Source organism: Rhizobium rhizoryzae, assembly GCF_011046895.1.
Classification (GTDB): domain Bacteria; phylum Pseudomonadota; class Alphaproteobacteria; order Rhizobiales; family Rhizobiaceae; genus Neorhizobium; species Neorhizobium rhizoryzae.
The window spans coordinates 3,316,233-3,334,701 of sequence record NZ_CP049250.1; the positions used below are offsets into that span (position 1 = coordinate 3,316,233).

Consider the following 18,469-nt stretch of genomic DNA (forward strand, 5'->3'; position numbering starts at 1 on the left):
CATGACTTTATCAGCCGATCGAGATGGTGCGGTCGCAGGTCTTTTCGATCAGCGCCGTATCGTGGCTGACGAGCAGCAGAGCGCAGCCGCGTTCACGCGCCAGTTCCACCAGAAGCTCCACGGTTTCCTGCTGCGTGATGAGATCGAGCCGCGACGTTGGTTCATCGGCAAACAGGAAAACGGGATCGAGCAGCAACACCCGCAGCAGGGCGAAACGCTGCAATTCTCCGCCGGAGACCTGATCCGGCCGGCGATCCAGCAGATGTTCTGCAAGCCGCAAACGCTGCATCAGGGGTGCGATGCGCACCTCTTCCAGCCTATGCAGAGCCACGAGATCGGCAAGGCTTTGCTTGAGTGTGGCCCGCGCCGGAAAGGCCGCTGGTGGATCCTGATAGAGCTTCTGGTAGCGATGGATCGAGATCCCGGTTGCCCGCTGCACCTGACCCGCATCCGGTTTCAGCAGGCCAAGGAGAATGTCACCCAGCGAGCTTTTGCCGGACCCGCTCGGTCCCGTCACCCCGATGATCTCACCCGGACGGATCGTGAGATCGACGCCGGAAAACAGCTGCTTGCCGCCGCGTGTCTTGCCTATGCTTTTCGCCTCAAGAATCGGCGCGCCTGCGCTGGATGTTTCGACATCCAGTGTCTGCCAGTTTTCAGGATCGGCGGCGATCAGACGCCTGGTATAGTCATGCGCCGGATGCGCCAGAACCTCCAGCGCCTCCCCCTGCTCCACGATCCGGCCTTCCAGCATGACGGCGAGATCGCCGCCCATCTGGCGGGCAAGTGCCAGATCATGGGTAATCACCAGCACGCATCCGCCTGCCCTCACCTCCCGCATCAGAAGGTCGATCACCTCATCGCGGCGGGTAACATCCAGCCCCTTGGTCGGTTCATCAGCAATGACGATGCGCGCACCGCCCGCCCGGGCTGCGGCAAAGGCCACGCGCTGCGCCATGCCGCCAGACAATTGGCCCGGAAGCTTTCGCCTCGCCTCCGCGACACCCAGTTGCTGAAGGTCGCGCGTGGCAGACCTGCGGGCCACATCACTCTCTTCGTTGCGCAGGAAACGATAGCCTTCCTCCACCTGCGCTTGCGCCGCCATGATAGGGTCCAGCGCCAGCCACGGCTCCTGCGGCAGGATGCTGACCTTTCGCCCCCAGAGCCGCTTCTGGCTGCCGGGACGGCCAAGATCGAGCGTTTCACCCTCGATGCTGAGCTGGCCGGACGCCATCAAACCCTCTGGCAGCAGCCCCATGACCGCCTGCGCCAGCAGGCTTTTGCCTGATCCGGTTTCGCCCAGAATGGTGAAGGGACGGCCCGCTTCCAGCGCAAAGGAAAAGGGCTGTACCAACTGTGCCTCTGTCGTATGGACGGCTGCATCCCGCACTTCCATCAGCGTGCTCATGCCGTTTCCTTTCCGGAATCTTGCCTGCCCGCCAGCAATTGCAGGGCCAGAACCATCAGGAAAATCACGGCGATGGGCTGCAGCAGCGCATGCGGTGCTTCCTCATAGTAAGGCAGAAGCTCGATCATCATGAGCCCGAGTTCAGGCGTGGGCGGACGAACGCCGACGCTGACGAAACCAAGTGCGGCAATGGCCATGATCGCGGAAGCAGCACCGAATGCACCGAGCCGCAGGAGGATAGCCGAGATTTCCGGCCAGACATGTCGCTTGAGAATATAGAGCGGACCGAAGCCCAGAAGGCGCGAGGCTTCCACCGCAGGTGAATTGAGGATGGGACGTGCCAGTGCCCTCGTCACGCGGAAATATTCGATCCACAGCACCAGCGAAATGCCAAGGTAAAGCATGGCCGGATTATCCGGCACGATGGCCGTGAGCATCAGGACAAGCAGAAGGCCGGGCAATGCCAGAAGCGATTCCGACACGGCACCGATGGCTCGATCAATGAAGCCGCCGCGCCATGCTGCCAGAACGCCAAGCAGGATGCCCGGCACCATGGCCGTGACGACCGAAAGCAGCGCCAGCCCCAGCGATAGACGCAAGGCCGCAGCCAGCCGTGCAGCCATGGAGCGGCCCAGATGATCGTAACCGAACCATGCGGCAGAGGATGGCGGCTGTAGCGAAAGCCGCAGGCTCTGCTTCAGCGGATCGGCGCCGCCAATGATCAACGGCAAGCAAGCAAAGACCACGAGACCTGCGAGTATGAAGAGGCCAAGCGACTTGCGCAGGGAGAACCGCAAGGCGGGAGTTTGCGTGGAAACGAGACTGCTCATGCATCCCTCCGGCGCGGATCGATGATGTAGCAAAACCCGTCGACCGCCGCATTCAGAACCACGAACATCAGGCCCATGACCAGGGCGGCGCCCTGAATGACAGGCACATCGCGCCCGAAGATGGCATGCACCAGCGCGTGGCCAATGCCCGGCCAGGCAAACAGGGTTTCCACCACGACGACGCCTTCCACCAGATAGATGAACTGCACACCAAGATAGGTGACGATGGGCACCGCCACATTGCGCAGGCCATGGCGGCGAAAGACCTGCCATTCCGGCAGGCCCTTGGTACGGGCAAAGCGGTAGAACTGCGATTGCGCCACCTCTGCCATGGCATCCCGCGCCACCTGAGCGGACACAGCCGCAAGCCCGAGCGCCAGCGTGAAAGCTGGCAGGACAAGATGGCTGCCATGGGCATGGCCAGCCGTCGGCAACAGGTTGAGCATAAGCCCGAAGATGACGATGAGCCCCAGACCCACCACGAATTGCGGCAAAGCCCTCAACGCAGTCGATACCAGCATCAGGCCGCGATCCAGAAAGCCGCCGCGATTGAGACCGGCAAGAATGCCAAGTGGCGGGCCGATCAACAGCGATAGCAGAATGGCCGAGACAGCCAGTTGAAGCGTATGGCCAAGCTGCATCACAAGCTCATCCCAAACCGGCTCCCCGCTGACCAGCGAGGTGCCGAGATCGAGTCGCACCAGATCATAGAGCCACAGACCGAAGGCCTCGATGGCAGGTCTGTCGAGATCCAGTTCGGCAACCACTTTTGCTGCCGCCGCGCTATCCACGACATCATAGCCATAGCGCCCCGCGGCGATGCGATACGCCACATCGCCGGGCAGAAGCCGGATCATGATGAAGGTCAGGAGCCCCACCGTGAAGGCAACCAGAACCGCCTGAAGCAGACGGTTTAGGATCATTCGCATCACTTGCCCCACCGCATGGTTTCAAGACCGAAGGTGCGCTCGAACGGATCGATGGCAGCCTTCTCCAGCTTTGGCGAGACGGCAACTGTCTGCTGATACCAGGCAACGGGGATGACCGGCAGGTCTGCCTGGATCGCCGCAACCGCCTGATGACGAAGCGTCTCGCCTTGGCTGGCATCGGCAATGCGCGTCAGCCCGTCGAGCGCCTGCTGGAAGCTTGCGTTCGTCCAGTTCATCGCGCCCCAATCGCCACCCGTCGGGCCGTAATCGGAGAGCATGGTGCCGATCGGATCCGGCACGAGGGCGAAGTTGCGCGCCATCAGCCCCAGTTCCAGCGTGCCGTTCTGGTGCCTGGCGGGGATTTCGCTGGAATTGGTCGAATTGATCGTCACCTCGACGCCGATTTCTTTCCACTGCTCCTGCAGGACCGCCGCCAGCAGAGGCAGTTCGGGGCGATCCGGATAGGTGGTGAGGGTCAGCGCGAAACGCTTGCCATCCTTGACCAGAATGCCATCGGGGCCCTTTTTCCACCCAAGGCTGGCGAGCAGGCCCTCAGCCTTTTCCGGATCGTAGCTGAGCGGAGAAAGGGATGCATCATGCCAGATGCCAAGGCTTGGCGGGAAAAGCTGCGTGGCCGCTGCGGGATAACGCAGGATGGCGGTGGCGAGACCTTCACGATCTATGGCAAGGCTCAAAGCCTCGCGCGCCTTCACATCGCTCAGGAAAGCATGGCCGGCATTGAGCTTGATCAGCACGCTGCGGGGAATGGACACCGAAAGCAGCTTCACCTTGTCGCTCTTGGCAAGGCGGGTACGGCTGGCCGGATCGAGGTTGAAGACATAATCCGCGTCACCGCTTTCGGCCATCAGGGCGCGGGTTTCAGCGCGGCTGACGGACAGATAGCGGGCCTGCTCGATCTCAGGCTTTGCGCCCCAATAGCCATCGAAGCGCTCGACCGCGAGGCTTTGCGGTGCTTCCAGCTTTGTCAGCTTGAAGGGGCCGCTGCCGATGATGGATTTGACATCAGCGCCAGCATAGGATGCGGGCGCGAGGATCTGGGCACGGCTTTCGGCGAGGAAAGCCAGAAGCGGCGCGAAAGGCTTCGAAAGCGTGATCTTCACCACCGCCTCGCCTTCTGCCGTGATGGCCTCAATCGGCGCCTTGCTGAGAAGACCCGGCTTGGCGCGGGCAATGTTGAGCGCGGAGGCAACCGCTTCTGCCGTCAGCGCGGACCCATCATGGAAGCGGACATTCGGCTGAAGCGTGAAGGTCCACGTCTTGCCGTCTTCCGAAACAGTCCACTGCCTGGCCAGTGCGGGGACAGGATTGCCCTGCGCATCCGCCTCGACCAGCGTTTCCACAATCGCCATGCGCAGGAAAACATCACCGGATTTTGCCGGATCGAGACCGGTGATCTCGAAGGGCGCAACCACATCCACCACGCGATCTTCCGCCGCGAAGACCGATGAATTTGCAAAGAGAAGACTGACAGCAACGCCTGCCATGAGGTTTCTGAACATGAGTCACCATAAATGTTATACAATTACATTGCTCATAAACAGCAAATCAGGCGTTGTCCATGGGGTGAAATCCGGGAAAATGTGGATGGCGATTGCGGACTGTCAGTCCTGGCGCAGCTTCACCGTCACGCCCTTGGCCGCAAAGAAGGCCAGTCCCGAAAGACAGGCGGACGCACCCCAGAGATAGAAGATCGCAGATGTCGGGGTCTGTGCCGAAAGCTGGGCCTGCGCGCCAAACAGGGATGCCAGCCCGCCGATGACGCTGGAGCCGAAGACGAAGCCGCTGGTTTCCAGCGAGGGCAGAAGGGCACTTGTCGTCATGCGGTGTTCGGGATCCGCATCTTCGATGACGGCATGGCTGGCACTGGCAAAAGCCATGGCAAAGCCTACGCCGTTGAACACCTGACCGACGAGAACCAAAGGCAGGACGAGCGTGTAAAGCCCGCTCGAGACGAGGGCCGCGCCACAGATCTGCAAAAGCGGACCAATGCGCATGATGCGCTGGCGCATGGCCAGATTGTCGATCCCGCCGATGGGTATGGCCGCCACGCTCCAGCTCATCGACAGCGTGATGAGAACCAGCCCGACCTTGACCGGAGCAAGCCCCAGCCGGTGATGCAGCGTATAGGCGAGGAATACGGTGGAGACGCTTTGCGCGCTCATCATCAGAAACAGCAGCCAGCTGCCGCAGCCGACCGTGGACGAGACGGTGAACAGGCGCGGCGGGATGAGCCTGTGCGGCGTCACGGGCGTCTCGGCGCGTTTCTCCTTCGGCAGGGCAAAGGGCATGACGATGAAGAACAGGGCAACAACCGGAACACTGACCGCCAGCGCTGCGCGCCAACCCACATGCTCTACCGTCAGCCCACCCGCGAACGGCCCCAGCACGGCGGCTGCGGCCCAGAGCACGGCCTCCACGGCAAAGATGCGTGGCACAAGTTTTGGCGGAAAGAGATCGGCAATCAGCGAATAGGACAGAGCGACAATCCAGCCATCGGCCAGCCCCTGCGCGACACGACCCGCCAGCAGCATGGGCGCATTGAGGGCGGTGAACTGGATGAAGATTCCCACCAGATAGATGACCCCTGCCCCGGAGAGCGCCAGGCGCGCGCCGAACCGTCGCCGCAATGGCGAGGCTGACAACCCGCCGACAATCACAAAGGCAAAGAAGGCCGCATAGACAAATGGCAGGAAGGCAATGCCGCCCAGCGCCTCCAGTGCAATGGGCAGAACCGGGGCAATCGCCACCTCGTTGAAGGCGTGCAGGCCGATACCGGCTGAAATGGCAAGCAGACGCAGACCGTAAGGCGCACCAAGAATCTGACGCCAGCCGGTAGCGGTCGGCTCATCATCTTCAGGCGCTGTTCGGTGAGAGGATTGCTGATCCATGCCATGTCTCCACCCCTCAGCACTTAGAACAAGGGGCAGAAAGGTGTAGAGCCGGAACCTGCCGCAAGGTCAATGAAATTGGTGCGATGGGGTCAGCCTATAAGGGTGCCAAGCCGTGCCAGAACTTCATCCATGATTGCATCCGGAACGGCTTCGACACGCCGACCATGACGCGCACCGATGTCTAACGCACGCGGCTGATCACACCGAATGACACCGGTGGTGCGCGTGCCGACACCCATCAAGGACACCGTAAAGCCTGCGACGCGTGCAAAGTTTCCGCCGCTGGTGATCGGCAATACGATCGGTGTGCGCGTCAGTCGATTGAAGGCTGCGGGAGAGACGATCAGCACGGGACGCGTGCCCTGCTGCTCATGACCCGATGTCGGGTCAAGCGAGACGATGAAGATGTCGCCGCGGTTCATCAGAGCAACTCGTTGCCCACGGGTTCGGCATCAAGCCATTCTCTGTCTTCCGCAGGAGGAGCCGCTTCAGGATCACACTGCGCCAGAAGCTCTTCCAACGTATAGTTTGGCTTCGCGGCGGGTTCCACAATCAACCGCCCGTCTTCAATCAACAGTCCTACTTTCGCTCCGGAGGTCAGATGGAGCGTATCCAATAATGCAGGCGGCACCGCCAGCATTATTGAGCCGCCCACCTTACGAAGACTGGTCGTATACATGTCTTATTCCTCAAGTTATATATTTATATAACATATTGCCTGCGATATGCCAAGGCGGTTGCAAGGCCTGTCATCCGAAACCATATATTCGGCAAGAAGTCAGGATCGACCATGGCCAGAAAGCACAGGGAAAAGGTTCCCGAATGGTACAAGCCGCCGCAGGAGGTGATCTGCCCGATCTGCGGCCGTGACATTCCCGAAGACCAGCGCGACGAGCATCACCTCGTGCCGAAAAGTCGTGGCGGGCGGGTTACCCAGACCTTGCACCGCATCTGCCACCGGCAGATCCATGCCCTGTTTTCTGAAGTCGAACTTGAAACTACCTATGCCAGTGCGGAAGCCCTGCTGTCCCACCCGGAAATGGCGAAATTCGCGGCGTGGGTCGCCAGGAAGCCACCCGGATTCTTCGATGGAACCCGCCGCAGCAATCGCCGCAAGGAAAAGGGTCAGAACCGCTGGTGAGTGTCTTACAATTTGACAAAAGCCAGAAACGGGCTGCTTTTCCTGTCAATTCCCCGATGAGGTTTTGACAGCGAGGTCTGCCGCGGCTTAAGGCCCCTCATCAGATTTACCAATGAAGGATGAGCGCCATGGCCGCCGATGACGATGAATATGTGTATGACGAGGCGACCGGCGACTGGCGTCCGGCTTCGGAACTGAAAGCCGAAGCGGCGAAGGCTTCAGAAGTACGCGATGCCTCCGGCAATGTTCTCGCGGATGGCGATAGCGTCGTGCTGGTCAAGGACCTCAAGGTCAAGGGCGCCGGACAGACCCTGAAGCAAGGCACTGTTATTCGCTCCATCCGCTTGACGGACAACCCGGAAGAAATCGACTGCCGTTACGATGCGATCAAGGGTCTCGTGCTGCGGACGGAATTTGTTCGCAAGCGGTAACCGGCTTTCAAAGACCCGAAATCTCCGCCACCTTGAGCGCAAAGCCGGTGGCGGGGTGGGAGATAGCGGCACTGGTGGCCTGCAGCGACAGGCTGTGCGCCTCGGTGCGAATGCGATGTTCGTAGATGCGAACCGCCGCCCGCAGTCGCGTTGGCGGTATGAAGGCGAATTCGGAATAGGTGTGATCTATCGCCGTTCCCGCCTCATGGCGGGTCGACTGGACGGGCGCGGCAGACGGTCGGAACAGAGCGCCCGCAGGCATATCCGCCTCGGCTCCATCAAACTCGATATAGGTCTTGCCGCCCAGGACCATGGAACGGCCAAGAGGCCCAAGAACCGACCGCAACAGAGCGCGATCCCGCGCCAGCAGTACCCGCATGCCCGGAATTCCTTTCCGTGAACTGGGTGCCAGGATGAGCGGATGCGCCCTGCCCTGCTCCGCCACCACCACAAAGGCGGCGCAACCCAGCGCCTGATGATCGTGCAAAACCTGCCAATCGTTATCAGACAGCGCAACAGCTTCCGCTTCTGCCTCTTTCAGCGAGAGCAGGCGAATGCCGGATGCTGCAGGCTGCATGGAGACCATGGGCGTTGCGACGATGATCATGCCCTCGGAGTGATCGACAAAGCCGATACGTCGATTGATATCGCGCATCGAGGCAGAGGCCGTCAGATCGGTGTATTCGACATCCGTCTCGGTCAGGAGACGCCGCATGAAGAGCGTCGTTCTCCATTCATGGCCGGGAGCCAGATAGAAAGCAGCGACATTGATGCGCTTGCGAACTTTCCCGTCCGACGCCTCGGGCGCGCTCGGGATCATGAGGCAGATGCCGATATCCTGCCCTTTCAACTCCGCAATCTGGCCAATCACGCCATCGCTCCGGCCTGCTGCGTAGTTCAGCAGTTTTTGCACCGTCTCCGCCCATTCCGAATGAGACAGAGAGGGGAAACCGGCTGAAAGCAGCGCGGCAGCAGCAGAAGCCTGGGACGGATCGATTGGGCGAAGCTTCATGCAGGCGTCCGGGAGCCCACGAAGTGTTCGAGGCTTGCCAGCGTGTCGATCTGGGTGATGTCGAAATCCTCATCCGACAGATCGACGCCGAAATCGGTTTCCAGCGCCAGAAGAACCTCCGTCGCCGCCACGGAATCCAGAAGTCCCGACGAAAACAGGGGCTCAGTGCCGGTGATTTCGGCGATACCCCGCTCGCTGAGAAGGTTCATCACCATTGCCCGAATGGATGCGTTTGGCGTCTCGTTCATGTCTTTTCCTTCATTCGGCTGCATCGGATCTTGCTGCCTTTATTGCCTCTTCCAACTGCTGGAACAGGGCGCGCCGGTCGACTTTCCCGTTGATATTGACCGGCAAGCTGTTCTGGATGCGGATCTCTGATGGCACCATGTAGCGCGGCAAGGATTGCAGCATCGCCGCCTCGATCTCGCTTGCGGCTTTGTCACTACAGCAGAAGCCCACCAGCCCCTGCGCCGAGCCATCCACCACCGGCCAGGCGACAACCGCCACCACATCCGTTTCGGCGGCCGTTCGCAGATGCGCCTCCACCTCTTCCAGCTCAATGCGGTTGCCCTTGAGCTTCACCTGGTTATCGGTACGACCGAGATGATGATAGGTGCCGGTCTTATCCCGCATGCCCAGATCACCCGTCAGATACCAGCGCTTGCCACGAATAGTGCGGAAGCGATCCGCCGTCTGTTCCGGTGCGCCCAGATAACCGATTGCCAATTGCGGGCCGGACAGAGCAATTTCACCCGGAACGCCATCCGGTAGCACCTGTTGCTCGCTATCGAGGATCGCGATTTCCATGCTGTCATAGGGTTTGCCGATGGCCAGAATGCCGCGCCCCTTTGTTTCCGCGGGCGGGGTTGTCAGCCGCTGGCGCATGCAGATGACGGTGCCTTCCGTCGGGCCGTAGATGTTTTCCACCACGCCATTGGGCGTTGCTGCCGCCCAGGCTTCAGCCGCGGCCACCGGCAAAGGTTCACCGCAGAAGATGGAGAGGCGAAGGCTCGGAAAGATGCCGGGCTTCAGGGAGCCATTGCGCCGCATCATGGCAATCAGCGTTGGCACCGACATCCAGACGGTGATCTCCCGCGCCCGCACGAAGCGCCCCGGCGCCATCATTTCCAGCGAAGAGAGAATATGGAGCGAGGCACCCGCCTCCACGCAAAGAAAAAGGTTGTGCACCGTCAGGTCGAAGGTGACGTCACAGGTTTCGGCAAGGCGATCGTCCGGCGTCAGCGCCGTCCAGCTACGGCTTTCAGCAAGATAATTCGCCAGCGATCCGGCAGAGATCATCACACCCTTGGGCAGACCCGTCGTGCCGGATGTGAAGATGATATAGGCGATATCGTCGGCTTCCACGGGTAGCGGCTGGGAAAGAGGTTCAGCCTCGACCTCCGATACATGCACGATATGCTGGCCCGAGCGGGAGGGCGCGGGCTTCTTCGCGGCATCGGCAATCACGATGCAATCGGGCGCAGCAGCCAGCACATCCGGCGTTAACAGAGACGCGCCGTTGACATCGGCGACCAGCGCATCGAGCTCCATGAGGCCGAGAAGCGTGACAATGCGGCTTTCCGGCCATTTGAGATTGATGGGCACATAGGCGGCACCGGCAAAGCCAGCGGCCAGAATGCCCGCATAGGCTTCAAAACTGCGGGTTGCGAGTATACCGATCCGCTTCGGGCGTTCGCTCCGAGAGAAATGGCCCGCGAAGCGGCGGACCGCCTCCCCCATCTCGCCATAACTCACATTGCGGGTGGCATCCGAATAGAATAACCGGTCCGCATGCGCCACGGTGGACCGGAAGAAACCGCTCGCACTATTGAAGTCCACCACCAGATCCGCCTCCGCCCAGAGCCTTGGTTGCCATGAAGTTGTGAGCAGCGTTCTAGCGAGATTCCCTAAACATCACGTTTGCCGGATCCACCCGCGATACGGATCGCGGGATGACGAATGCGTGTTCAGCGAGTGTGGTTAATACAACTTTGACGAAACCCTCACCGCTTCAAGCTGCCCAGAATGCCGCGCACCAGCGCCCGGCCGATCTGGTTTGCCACCTGGCTGGCCACGGAAAGGGCGGCGCCTTCTTAGGCGAAAATCCAAATCAACCAAATGAATACCCTCTTAAATTGTAGAGACACCTCAAAATCGATTGTATGTCGGTTGCATTCAACATTATGATGAGCTCGCCGATTTGCCGACCCAAAGGTCGCAAAGATGTCGCTGCTTGAAAGCAGCAGCAAGACTTCGGGCGCAGCAGGTCAAAGCCTGGACAGCACACCTGCCACGCCCGCTCGAAACCGGCGAAATGGTTCGCCGGTCACCAAGGAGAATAGAATGCCAAGTTTCAGTGGAGATAACAACAACAACACCCTGGATTATCGAGCCTATTCGTATGCCCCCCTTCGATTTGGCCAGCTGATCAGGCATGGCTCACTGTCAACGGACTAGGCGGCAACGATACCATTCACGGAAGCGTCTATAATGACGGCCTCTATGGTGGTGAGGGCAATGACACACACTATGGTTACAACGGTAATGACCTGCTCGATGGCGGAAACGGGGTCGATATCCTCTATGGAGGCGATGGAAACGATTCCCTCAATGGCGGAGCGGACGATGATACATTGTACGGTGAAGCGGGCACCGATACGCTTGCGGGAGATGGCGGCAACGACATCATGTATGGTGGCGCTGGAAATGATGTCTTCATAGGCGGAGCTGGAAACGATCAGCTCTGGGGTGGCACTGGCAATGACATTTTTTATGGTGATCAAGGTGCCGATACCATTAGAGGCGAAGCTGGCGATGATCGGATGTGGGGCGGATCAGGGAATGACCATTACTACTTTAACGGACAAGGCTTCGACCGCATAAACGACGGCGTGACGAATACGGGAGCTGCTCGGACAGATGGAGCTTTTGACACGGAAGACGTCTTATACGTTAGCTACGCGGCTAACGACCTCGGTCTGAATAGGATCGGCAATGACCTCGTAATTTTCTCTAACGCAGACGCAGTTGATAATATCCTCAACAGCTCTGTAGTGATTGAAAACTTCTTCCTCGGGAGCCACTACGTTGTCGAAGTGGTGGCTACCTCAAGTGGCGCTGGTCCAGCATATGATTTGACAGGCCTACTGGCAGCTTAAACAACCAATTTGAAAAAACAGAGATCGAGGAGACATCAGCTCTCCTCGATTTTTTCAGCAAATCAACTTTCTAGGCATCGCCGATTTGCATTTGCTCAAGATAGTCTTGTCGCTTTTGCTTCATCTCCTGAAGCTGGGCGTATTCTGGATCCGCATACATGGCGTCATAGTCAATCCATGGCCTTGGTATTTCCGGTTGCGGAAGTGCTTCGAATTGAGCCTGTGTTAATGCCGTCTCCTGTTTGACGACACGACCGCCGAGAGCCTTGGCGATGGCTTTTGCCGTTCTTTCAGCCAGATCCGGGCCAACAGTGCCATTCAAACTGCCCATGACATCCCTGTAACGCTCGCTCCAGGCAGGATCTTTCGAAACAGCAATTCCCTGATTGTCAATCGTGGCAACGACCTTGCCCTTCACGACGATCTCTGCATAGGGTCTTGTTCCACCCCATTGCGACGGGTCTGGCGGCTCCGGCATGTGGGTATATCGATGATTAAGACCTTCCTCAAAGCCTTTGAGCATTTGCTGAGAAAGACCTTCCGGATTTTCCCAATCAGGCTTTATTTCTTGCAGATCGCTTACGCTCCAAATGGACGAAATCCCAAATAGTTTTCCCTGAAAATTGGTTGTTGCCGTTGAAGGTGTGGTGTCGATTGGAACTCCAGAACCTGACGCGTCGACCGCAATCTTGACCTCCGGTTTCGTTTCACGCTGCTGATTGCTGTACAAGGCGTCATACGCGCTTTCAGGGGCTCTGTTCGATGAGGCTGTATTGGCGCGGTATGAGAGTGAAGCATAATATGAAGTTGATGCTACTGAAGTCATCAAAACTCTCCTTCCTAATATGCCGGAAGGATAGTCTCCATGCCTTGCGTCAACCTATCCTTGCACAACCGTGGGCAGTCATCACCGCTTCAAACTGCCCAGAATGCCGCGCACCAGGGCCCGACCGATCTGGTTTGCCACCTGGCTTGCCACGGAACGGGCAGCGCTTTTCATGGCTGCTTCGATGACCGTTTCGCGCTGATAGCCGGCTCGCCCTGCTCCTGCCTTCTTGCGCGGCGCTTCTTCTTCCTCTGCCTCATCATTGCCAAAGCCGGGAAGCGACCAGCGGCCTGCGGCGCTATCTTCTCTCGGTGCGGGTGCCGCTTCCGGCTCCACTTCCGCGCGTTTTGGCACCGGTGCCTTGCCCGCCTTTTCAGCACGCGCCATGAGAATTTCAAAGGCGGATTCGCGGTCGATATCCTTGTCGTACTGACCGGCGACAGGGCTGGTGTTCAGGATCTTGCGACGCTCGTCATCGGTCAGCGGTCCGATGCGGGCTGCCGGAGGGCGGATCAGCGTGCGCTCTACCATGGAGGGTGCGCCCTTGCCTTCCAGTGTCGAGACCAGCGCCTCACCCGTGCCAAGCTGGGTGATGGCCTCATCCGTCTTGAATTCCGGGTTGGCGCGGAAGGTATCGGCTGCCGTTTTCACCGCCTTCTGCTCGCGCGGCGTATAGGCACGCAGTGCATGTTGGACGCGGTTGCCGAGCTGGGCGAGAACCGTTTCCGGCACATCGAGCGGGTTCTGCGTGATGAAATAAACGCCCACACCCTTGGAACGGATGAGGCGAACCACTTGCTCCACCCGTTCCAGCAGTACTTTCGGCGCTTCAGAGAACAGAAGATGCGCCTCGTCGAAGAAGAAGACGAGACGCGGCTTTTCCGGATCGCCCACTTCCGGCAGTTCCTCGAACAGTTCCGATAGCAGCCAGAGCAGGAAGGTGGCGTAGAGACGCGGGTTCATCATGAGCTTGTCGGCGGCGAGCACGGAAATGACGCCGCGCCCATCCTGGCTGGTGCGCATGATATCGGTGATCTTCAGCGCCGGTTCGCCGAAGAAGTGTTCTGCGCCCTGTTGTTCCAGCACCAGCAGACCACGCTGGAGGGAGCCGACCGATGCCTTGGACACGAAGCCGTAACGCTGCGAAATCTCGCCCGCATGCTCTCCCATATAGGTGAGGAGTGCCTGAAGATCCTTGAGGTCCAGAAGCGGCAGACCGCCCTCATCGGCGATCTTGAAGGCGATGTTGAGGACGCCTTCCTGCGCTTCCGTCGCATCCATCAGGCGGGCCAGAAGCAGCGGCCCCATTTCCGCAATGGTGGTACGAACGCGATGGCCCTTTTCACCATAGAGATCCCAGAAAATCGTCGGGAAGGCGGCGTTGTCATAGTCGGCGAACTGGATCTGCTCGGCGCGCTTCAGCAAAAAATCTTTCGGCTCACCCATGGCGGCGATGCCGGACAGATCTCCCTTGATATCCGAACAGAAGACGGGAACGCCCGCCGCGGAAAACCCTTCGGCCATGACCTGCAGCGTCACCGTCTTGCCCGTTCCCGTGGCGCCGGTCACAAGACCATGGCGGTTGCCGAACTTCAGATGCAGGTATTCCGCCTTCTTCAGCGTGTCATCCGGTTTGCGGCTGCCGCCCAGAAAAAGTTTTCCCGCGTCATCCATGCAACTGCCTCCCGGTTATGAACGTTCAAGTGTTTGCAAATGTATAGGCTGCCGTTTGCGGAACGGCAACGCCTGACAGGACGCGGGGGTAAGGCGAGAAGGGGCAAAGCCATGGTGGATATGATGACGGCAGCGGAACGCGAACATGGGCGGCATGCGGAGCATCCGGGCCAGATCCCCTTCAAGGGCATGAAAGATGTGTTGTACCGCGTCTATGTCTCGCTGACGCAGGATCGCGTGATGCTGGTGGCGGCAGGTGTGACCTTCTACCTGCTTCTGGCGCTGTTTCCGGCCATGGGCGCTCTCGTTTCCGTCTATGGTTTCGTGGCCGACCCGACGACGATTGCCGACCGCATTCTGTTTCTCGCACAGGTCATGCCTTCCGACGGCCTGAACATTTTCATCGATCAGTTGAAGGCCTTGGCGACAGAACAGAAAAGTGCGCTGAGCTTCGGCCTCATCTTCGGTCTTCTGGTGGCGCTGTGGAGTGCGAACAACGGCATCAAGGCGCTGTTCGAGGCCATGAACATTGCCTATGGCGAGGAAGAGAAGCGCAGTTTCTTCAAGCTGAACCTTGTGTCGCTGACCTTTACCTTTGGCGGGATTCTGGCGGCCATCATCATCATCGTGGCACTTGGCGTGGTTCCGGCCATGATTGCGTTTCTGCATCTGGATGAAACGGCAGAGATGCTGCTCAGCCTGTTGCGCTGGCCGTTGCTGCTGGTGCTGGCCACGATCGGCATCTGCATGCTGTATCGCTATGGGCCCAGCCGCGAACCGGCCAAGATGCGCTGGCTGACCTGGGGTGCAGCGTTTGCGGCACTGTTCTGGTTGCTCGGCTCTCTTGGCGTGACCTTCTATCTCTCGCATGTGGCGGACTACAACGCGACCTATGGCACGCTGGGCGCGCTGATCGGCTTTCTGTTCTGGACGTGGATTTCAGCAATCATCGTTATCCTTGGTGCCGAACTGAACGCGGAACTGGAACACCAGACGGCGATGGATTCCACCACCGGGAACCCGAAGCCACTCGGCCAGCGAGGTGCCGTCATGGCAGATACGGTAGGCGAAACGCTGACTTGACGGATCCTTCCCTCCTCCCGCAAAACTGCTGTGGCACAACCCCTTGCCCACCTTGCCAGCGACCGCGGATTTCTTTACTTTGACGTGAACGTCAAAAAACCTTGAGGAGAGTTTGATGAACGAGCTGGTCACCCGCGTGGCGGACAATGTTGGTATCGCACCGGATGTCGCCGAAAAGGCCGTGGGCATGATGCTGGGCTTTCTGCAGCGCGAAGCCGATGATGGCGCCGTTGCCCGCATGATCGAAGCCATTCCCGGCGCGCCGGAACTGGTTGCCAAGTTCAACGGTGAAGGTGCCGGTGGCGGCGGACTTCTGGGCGGACTGATGGCAAGCCTCGGCGGCGGTGTCATGGCACTTGGCCAGCAGCTGATGGGCCTCGGCCTCGGCATGGGAGAGATCACGTCGCTCGCACGCGAAACAATCGCCGTTGCCCGCGAACATGCCGGTTCTGAAACCGTGGACCAGGTTGTGGGTTCGGTTCCGGGCCTCAGCCAGTTCGTCTGACGCGACGCTTTCTATCTGTATTTCAAGACGCCGACTTGCCTGTGCAGGTCGGCGTTTTTCATGGGCGATTGAAGAGACTTTGCACAACTGATATTCACAGCCAGTATAATTTATTCAACCTAAAGAAGCAATTGATAATGTTGTCGATTGACAACTTTGTATTTCGAGGTTTATGAATGCGTAGTCGTCATCCGAAAAAGGACGTTGAGACGGTTCTCTGTGAGCTGGAAGCGTTGGGGTGGACTGTCGAGGTTCGGGGCGGCGGCCATGCTGGGGCCTTTTGCGGTGCCCGGCCAACGCAAGGGACTGCCGTGACAACAAATATTGCCAGATGACAATCAATTCGACCCCGCAGAATCCGTCAAACCATGCGGCCAAGCTGAAACAGAAGGCGCTGGCTTGCATCAAACAGGCGGAGAAGGAGACGATGAATGACACGTGAAGTCTTTGAATTCGAACTGGTGTTCGAACTCCCCTCCACTGAAAACGATGCCTATTCGCTCTCTGATGCAGTATTTGCTGCCGGATACGAAGATGCGGTCATCGGAACCGGCAATCCAAAGCTGCTGGGCGTGGAACTGGAGGCAGAAGGCACGGATGCTACCGATGCCATTCTATCCGCTGCGAAGAACATATTGCGAAACCTGCCTGCGGGAACCCGTCTGCGCGAGTTTCGTCCAGATCTCGTCAGCCTTGCAGACGTGGCTAAGAAATTGAATGTGAAGCGTCAGGCTCTGCAGAAGCGCGCCGAAATGCCGCTTCCCAGCCTGGGCGGGCTCTACCGTATCGATGAGCTGGCCGATACGTTCGGCAAAATTGCGCGCGACGGGGGGCGCAAGACACGCCTCAATCTCTCCCAGGCCATGAAGTGGCTGGCAGCAGGCAAGGCGGCACGGCAGCTGAATGCGCGGCTGACAATGCAGGAGCTCGATCCCCTCTCTCTGGAACTACGATCGAAGCCCAATTTCTAATTCTCCCTCAGAAACCCCCTGTTAACCACAATTTGAAAAACTAAAATTGTATCTAATTTTCCGCCGCTTTTGCCCAATATGGTAGCAGGACTGGCAATTCGGGGGTTTTCGATGAGTGGATGGGTGCGCACCATGTGGCGACGCGCGACGCAGGCAATGGTTCTGACGCTGGCGGTTGCCGCGTCCACGCCTGCACTGGCGGGATATGCGCATTTCATCATGGATGCCAATAGCGGCAAGGTTCTGGATGCCGAGGACGCCGATACGCTGAACCATCCGGCCTCGCTGACCAAGATGATGACGCTCTATATGGTGTTCGAGGCGCTGCATGACGGTCGCCTGCGCTGGGACCAGCGCATCGTGATGTCGGCCAATGGCGCGCGCACCACGCCGACCAAGCTGGGCCTCAGACAGGGCGAAACCTACACGGTGCGCGAGGCGGTTCTGGGCATGATCATAAAATCCGCCAATGACGTGGCGGAAGGAATTGGCGATCACCTCTATGGATCGGAAGACAAATTCGCTGCTGCCATGACGCGCAAGGCGCGCCAGCTCGGCATGAGCCGGACCGTGTTTCGCAATGGCTCCGGCCTGCCAGACAGCCAACAGGTGACAACAGCGCGCGACATGGCGCGGCTCGGGCTGGCGCTCATTCGCGACTTCCCGCAGGAATACCGCCTGTTTTCTACCCAGTCCTTTGCCTTTCGCGGCAGAACCATTCGTGGCCACAACAACCTGATGTATCGCTACAAGGGCATGGACGGAATCAAGACCGGCTACACCAATGCCAGCGGTTTCAACCTCGTCAGCGCCGTAAATGACAACGGCCGCCGCGTGATTGGCGTCGTGCTGGGCGGCCGCACCGCTCGCGCCCGCGATGCGCAAATGGCTTCGCTGCTGGACAAGGCCATGCCGAAGGCCGGTACACGCGCTGGTGCAGGCCTTGTGGCGGAAGCGCCCAGCAGCCCGGCGCCACTTTTCCCGACGCGCCTGCCGCGCAACAATGTGCCGATGCCGGTGGTGGCGCAGGAAGTGGCAACGACGCAGCCTCCGCGACCCGCCTCCCCTGCCATGGCTCCTGTCATGTCCGCACCGCCTGCGGCTACCGTTGCACCGGTTCGCCCGATTGTGGCCGAGCGCTATCAGCCGGTGCCAGCCGCACCTGTCCGCAGCCAGCCGGAACAGGCTCCGACACAGGTCGCGTCCGTCTCACCATCCTCTGCAAGCCTTGGCTATGCTGCGCCTTCGAAATCGGATCTCGCGCCACCGGCAGACCTGCCCTTCAAGACCGCCGCCGCTCCCGGCTGGCGCGTGCAGCTCGGTGCCACCGGCAACGAAGGCGAAGCCATCAGCCTGCTGGGCCGCGCGATGGACAAGCTCGACGGCAAGTTCCAGAACCTGACGCCCTACACGGAAACGGTTCACAGCGGCTCTTCCACCCTGCACCGCGCCCGCTTCTCCGGCTTCTCCAATCAGGCGGCGGCACAATCGGCCTGCAAGCTTCTGTCATCCGCCAAGTTCGCATGCCAGGTGGTGCCAGCGGGCGGTTGAGAGCTATGCCTCAGCAACACATGACATGAAAAAGGCGC

At 59.4% G+C, this 18,469-nt stretch carries 19 protein-coding genes; 7 read left to right on the plus strand and 12 right to left on the minus strand.

Annotated elements, in window-relative coordinates:
* Positions 1-10: 10 nt before the first annotated feature.
* The 7 genes from G6N80_RS21925 to G6N80_RS21955 all read right to left on the minus strand — a co-directional run bounded on the left by G6N80_RS21925 (position 11) and on the right by G6N80_RS21955 (position 6,758).
* Positions 11-1,408 (minus strand): ABC transporter ATP-binding protein, encoded by a 1,398-nt coding sequence (locus G6N80_RS21925; protein ID WP_165136816.1) that lies wholly within the window; start codon positions 1,406-1,408, stop codon positions 11-13.
* Entirely contained in the window at positions 1,405-2,238 is an 834-nt protein-coding gene (locus G6N80_RS21930; RefSeq protein WP_165136819.1) for an ABC transporter permease, read from the minus strand. The genes G6N80_RS21925 and G6N80_RS21930 overlap by 4 nt, the downstream gene beginning before the upstream one ends.
* Complete coding sequence (locus tag G6N80_RS21935) at positions 2,235-3,161, minus strand: ABC transporter permease (RefSeq protein ID WP_246718941.1); 927 nt, start codon at positions 3,159-3,161, stop codon at positions 2,235-2,237. Before G6N80_RS21935 ends, G6N80_RS21930 begins: the two co-directional genes overlap by 4 nt.
* 5 nt (positions 3,162-3,166) lie before the next feature.
* On the minus strand, positions 3,167-4,687 hold the full coding sequence (locus G6N80_RS21940; protein WP_165136825.1) for an ABC transporter substrate-binding protein: 1,521 nt from the start codon (positions 4,685-4,687) through the stop codon (positions 3,167-3,169).
* A gap of 102 nt (positions 4,688-4,789) precedes the next feature.
* A complete protein-coding gene (locus G6N80_RS21945) occupies positions 4,790-6,076 on the minus strand; it encodes an MFS transporter (RefSeq protein WP_062552928.1) in 1,287 nt (428 codons plus the stop codon).
* Positions 6,077-6,168: 92 nt separating this feature from the next.
* A complete protein-coding gene (locus G6N80_RS21950; protein WP_165136828.1) occupies positions 6,169-6,501 on the minus strand; it encodes a type II toxin-antitoxin system PemK/MazF family toxin in 333 nt (110 codons plus the stop codon).
* Entirely contained in the window at positions 6,501-6,758 is a 258-nt protein-coding gene (locus G6N80_RS21955; RefSeq protein WP_165136831.1) for an AbrB/MazE/SpoVT family DNA-binding domain-containing protein, read from the minus strand. The genes G6N80_RS21950 and G6N80_RS21955 overlap by 1 nt, the downstream gene beginning before the upstream one ends.
* A 111-nt stretch (positions 6,759-6,869) precedes the next feature.
* Between G6N80_RS21955 and G6N80_RS21960 the strand changes: the two genes are divergently transcribed.
* Positions 6,870-7,220 carry an HNH endonuclease signature motif containing protein gene (locus G6N80_RS21960; protein WP_062552929.1) on the plus strand — a complete coding sequence of 117 codons (351 nt, stop codon included), beginning with the start codon at positions 6,870-6,872 and terminating at the stop codon, positions 7,218-7,220.
* Positions 7,221-7,348: 128 nt separating this feature from the next.
* Positions 7,349-7,651, plus strand: coding sequence for an alkylphosphonate utilization protein (locus tag G6N80_RS21965; RefSeq protein WP_165136834.1), 303 nt, complete (start codon positions 7,349-7,351; stop codon positions 7,649-7,651).
* Positions 7,652-7,658: 7 nt separating this feature from the next.
* On the opposite strand, the gene G6N80_RS21970 is transcribed toward G6N80_RS21965, so the two are convergent.
* Genes G6N80_RS21970 through G6N80_RS21980 form a run of 3 tightly spaced genes read right to left on the minus strand, consistent with a single transcriptional unit; the run spans position 7,659 to position 10,505 of the window.
* Positions 7,659-8,663 (minus strand): hypothetical protein, encoded by a 1,005-nt coding sequence (locus tag G6N80_RS21970; RefSeq protein WP_165136836.1) that lies wholly within the window; start codon positions 8,661-8,663, stop codon positions 7,659-7,661.
* Entirely contained in the window at positions 8,660-8,911 is a 252-nt protein-coding gene (locus tag G6N80_RS21975; protein WP_162249528.1) for an acyl carrier protein, read from the minus strand. The genes G6N80_RS21970 and G6N80_RS21975 overlap by 4 nt, the downstream gene beginning before the upstream one ends.
* A 10-nt stretch (positions 8,912-8,921) precedes the next feature.
* Positions 8,922-10,505, minus strand: coding sequence for an AMP-binding protein (locus G6N80_RS21980; RefSeq protein ID WP_165136839.1), 1,584 nt, complete (start codon positions 10,503-10,505; stop codon positions 8,922-8,924).
* 629 nt (positions 10,506-11,134) lie between these two features.
* Here G6N80_RS21980 and G6N80_RS23590 point away from each other — a divergent pair.
* On the plus strand, positions 11,135-11,821 hold the full coding sequence (locus G6N80_RS23590; RefSeq protein ID WP_425503936.1) for a calcium-binding protein: 687 nt from the start codon (positions 11,135-11,137) through the stop codon (positions 11,819-11,821).
* A 70-nt stretch (positions 11,822-11,891) separates the two neighbouring features.
* On the opposite strand, the gene G6N80_RS21990 is transcribed toward G6N80_RS23590, so the two are convergent.
* On the minus strand, positions 11,892-12,647 hold the full coding sequence (locus G6N80_RS21990; RefSeq protein ID WP_165136842.1) for a hypothetical protein: 756 nt from the start codon (positions 12,645-12,647) through the stop codon (positions 11,892-11,894).
* Between the two features lie 81 nt (positions 12,648-12,728).
* A complete protein-coding gene (locus tag G6N80_RS21995; protein WP_062552938.1) occupies positions 12,729-14,321 on the minus strand; it encodes a helicase HerA-like C-terminal domain-containing protein in 1,593 nt (530 codons plus the stop codon).
* 111 nt (positions 14,322-14,432) lie between these two features.
* On the opposite strand from G6N80_RS21995, the gene G6N80_RS22000 reads away from it, so the two are divergent.
* The 4 genes from G6N80_RS22000 to G6N80_RS22015 all read left to right on the plus strand — a co-directional run bounded on the left by G6N80_RS22000 (position 14,433) and on the right by G6N80_RS22015 (position 18,431).
* Complete coding sequence (locus tag G6N80_RS22000) at positions 14,433-15,404, plus strand: YihY/virulence factor BrkB family protein (RefSeq protein WP_246251453.1); 972 nt, start codon at positions 14,433-14,435, stop codon at positions 15,402-15,404.
* Between the two features lie 115 nt (positions 15,405-15,519).
* The gene (locus tag G6N80_RS22005) at positions 15,520-15,909 is read left to right on the plus strand and encodes a hypothetical protein (protein WP_062552939.1); all 390 of its coding nucleotides are present in this window, start codon (positions 15,520-15,522) and stop codon (positions 15,907-15,909) included.
* A 431-nt stretch (positions 15,910-16,340) separates the two neighbouring features.
* Positions 16,341-16,880: a hypothetical protein gene (locus G6N80_RS22010; protein WP_165136845.1), complete on the plus strand. Its 540-nt coding sequence runs from the start codon at positions 16,341-16,343 to the stop codon at positions 16,878-16,880.
* A gap of 111 nt (positions 16,881-16,991) precedes the next feature.
* Positions 16,992-18,431: a D-alanyl-D-alanine carboxypeptidase gene (locus G6N80_RS22015; RefSeq protein ID WP_165136848.1), complete on the plus strand. Its 1,440-nt coding sequence runs from the start codon at positions 16,992-16,994 to the stop codon at positions 18,429-18,431.
* Positions 18,432-18,469: the final 38 nt, after the last annotated feature.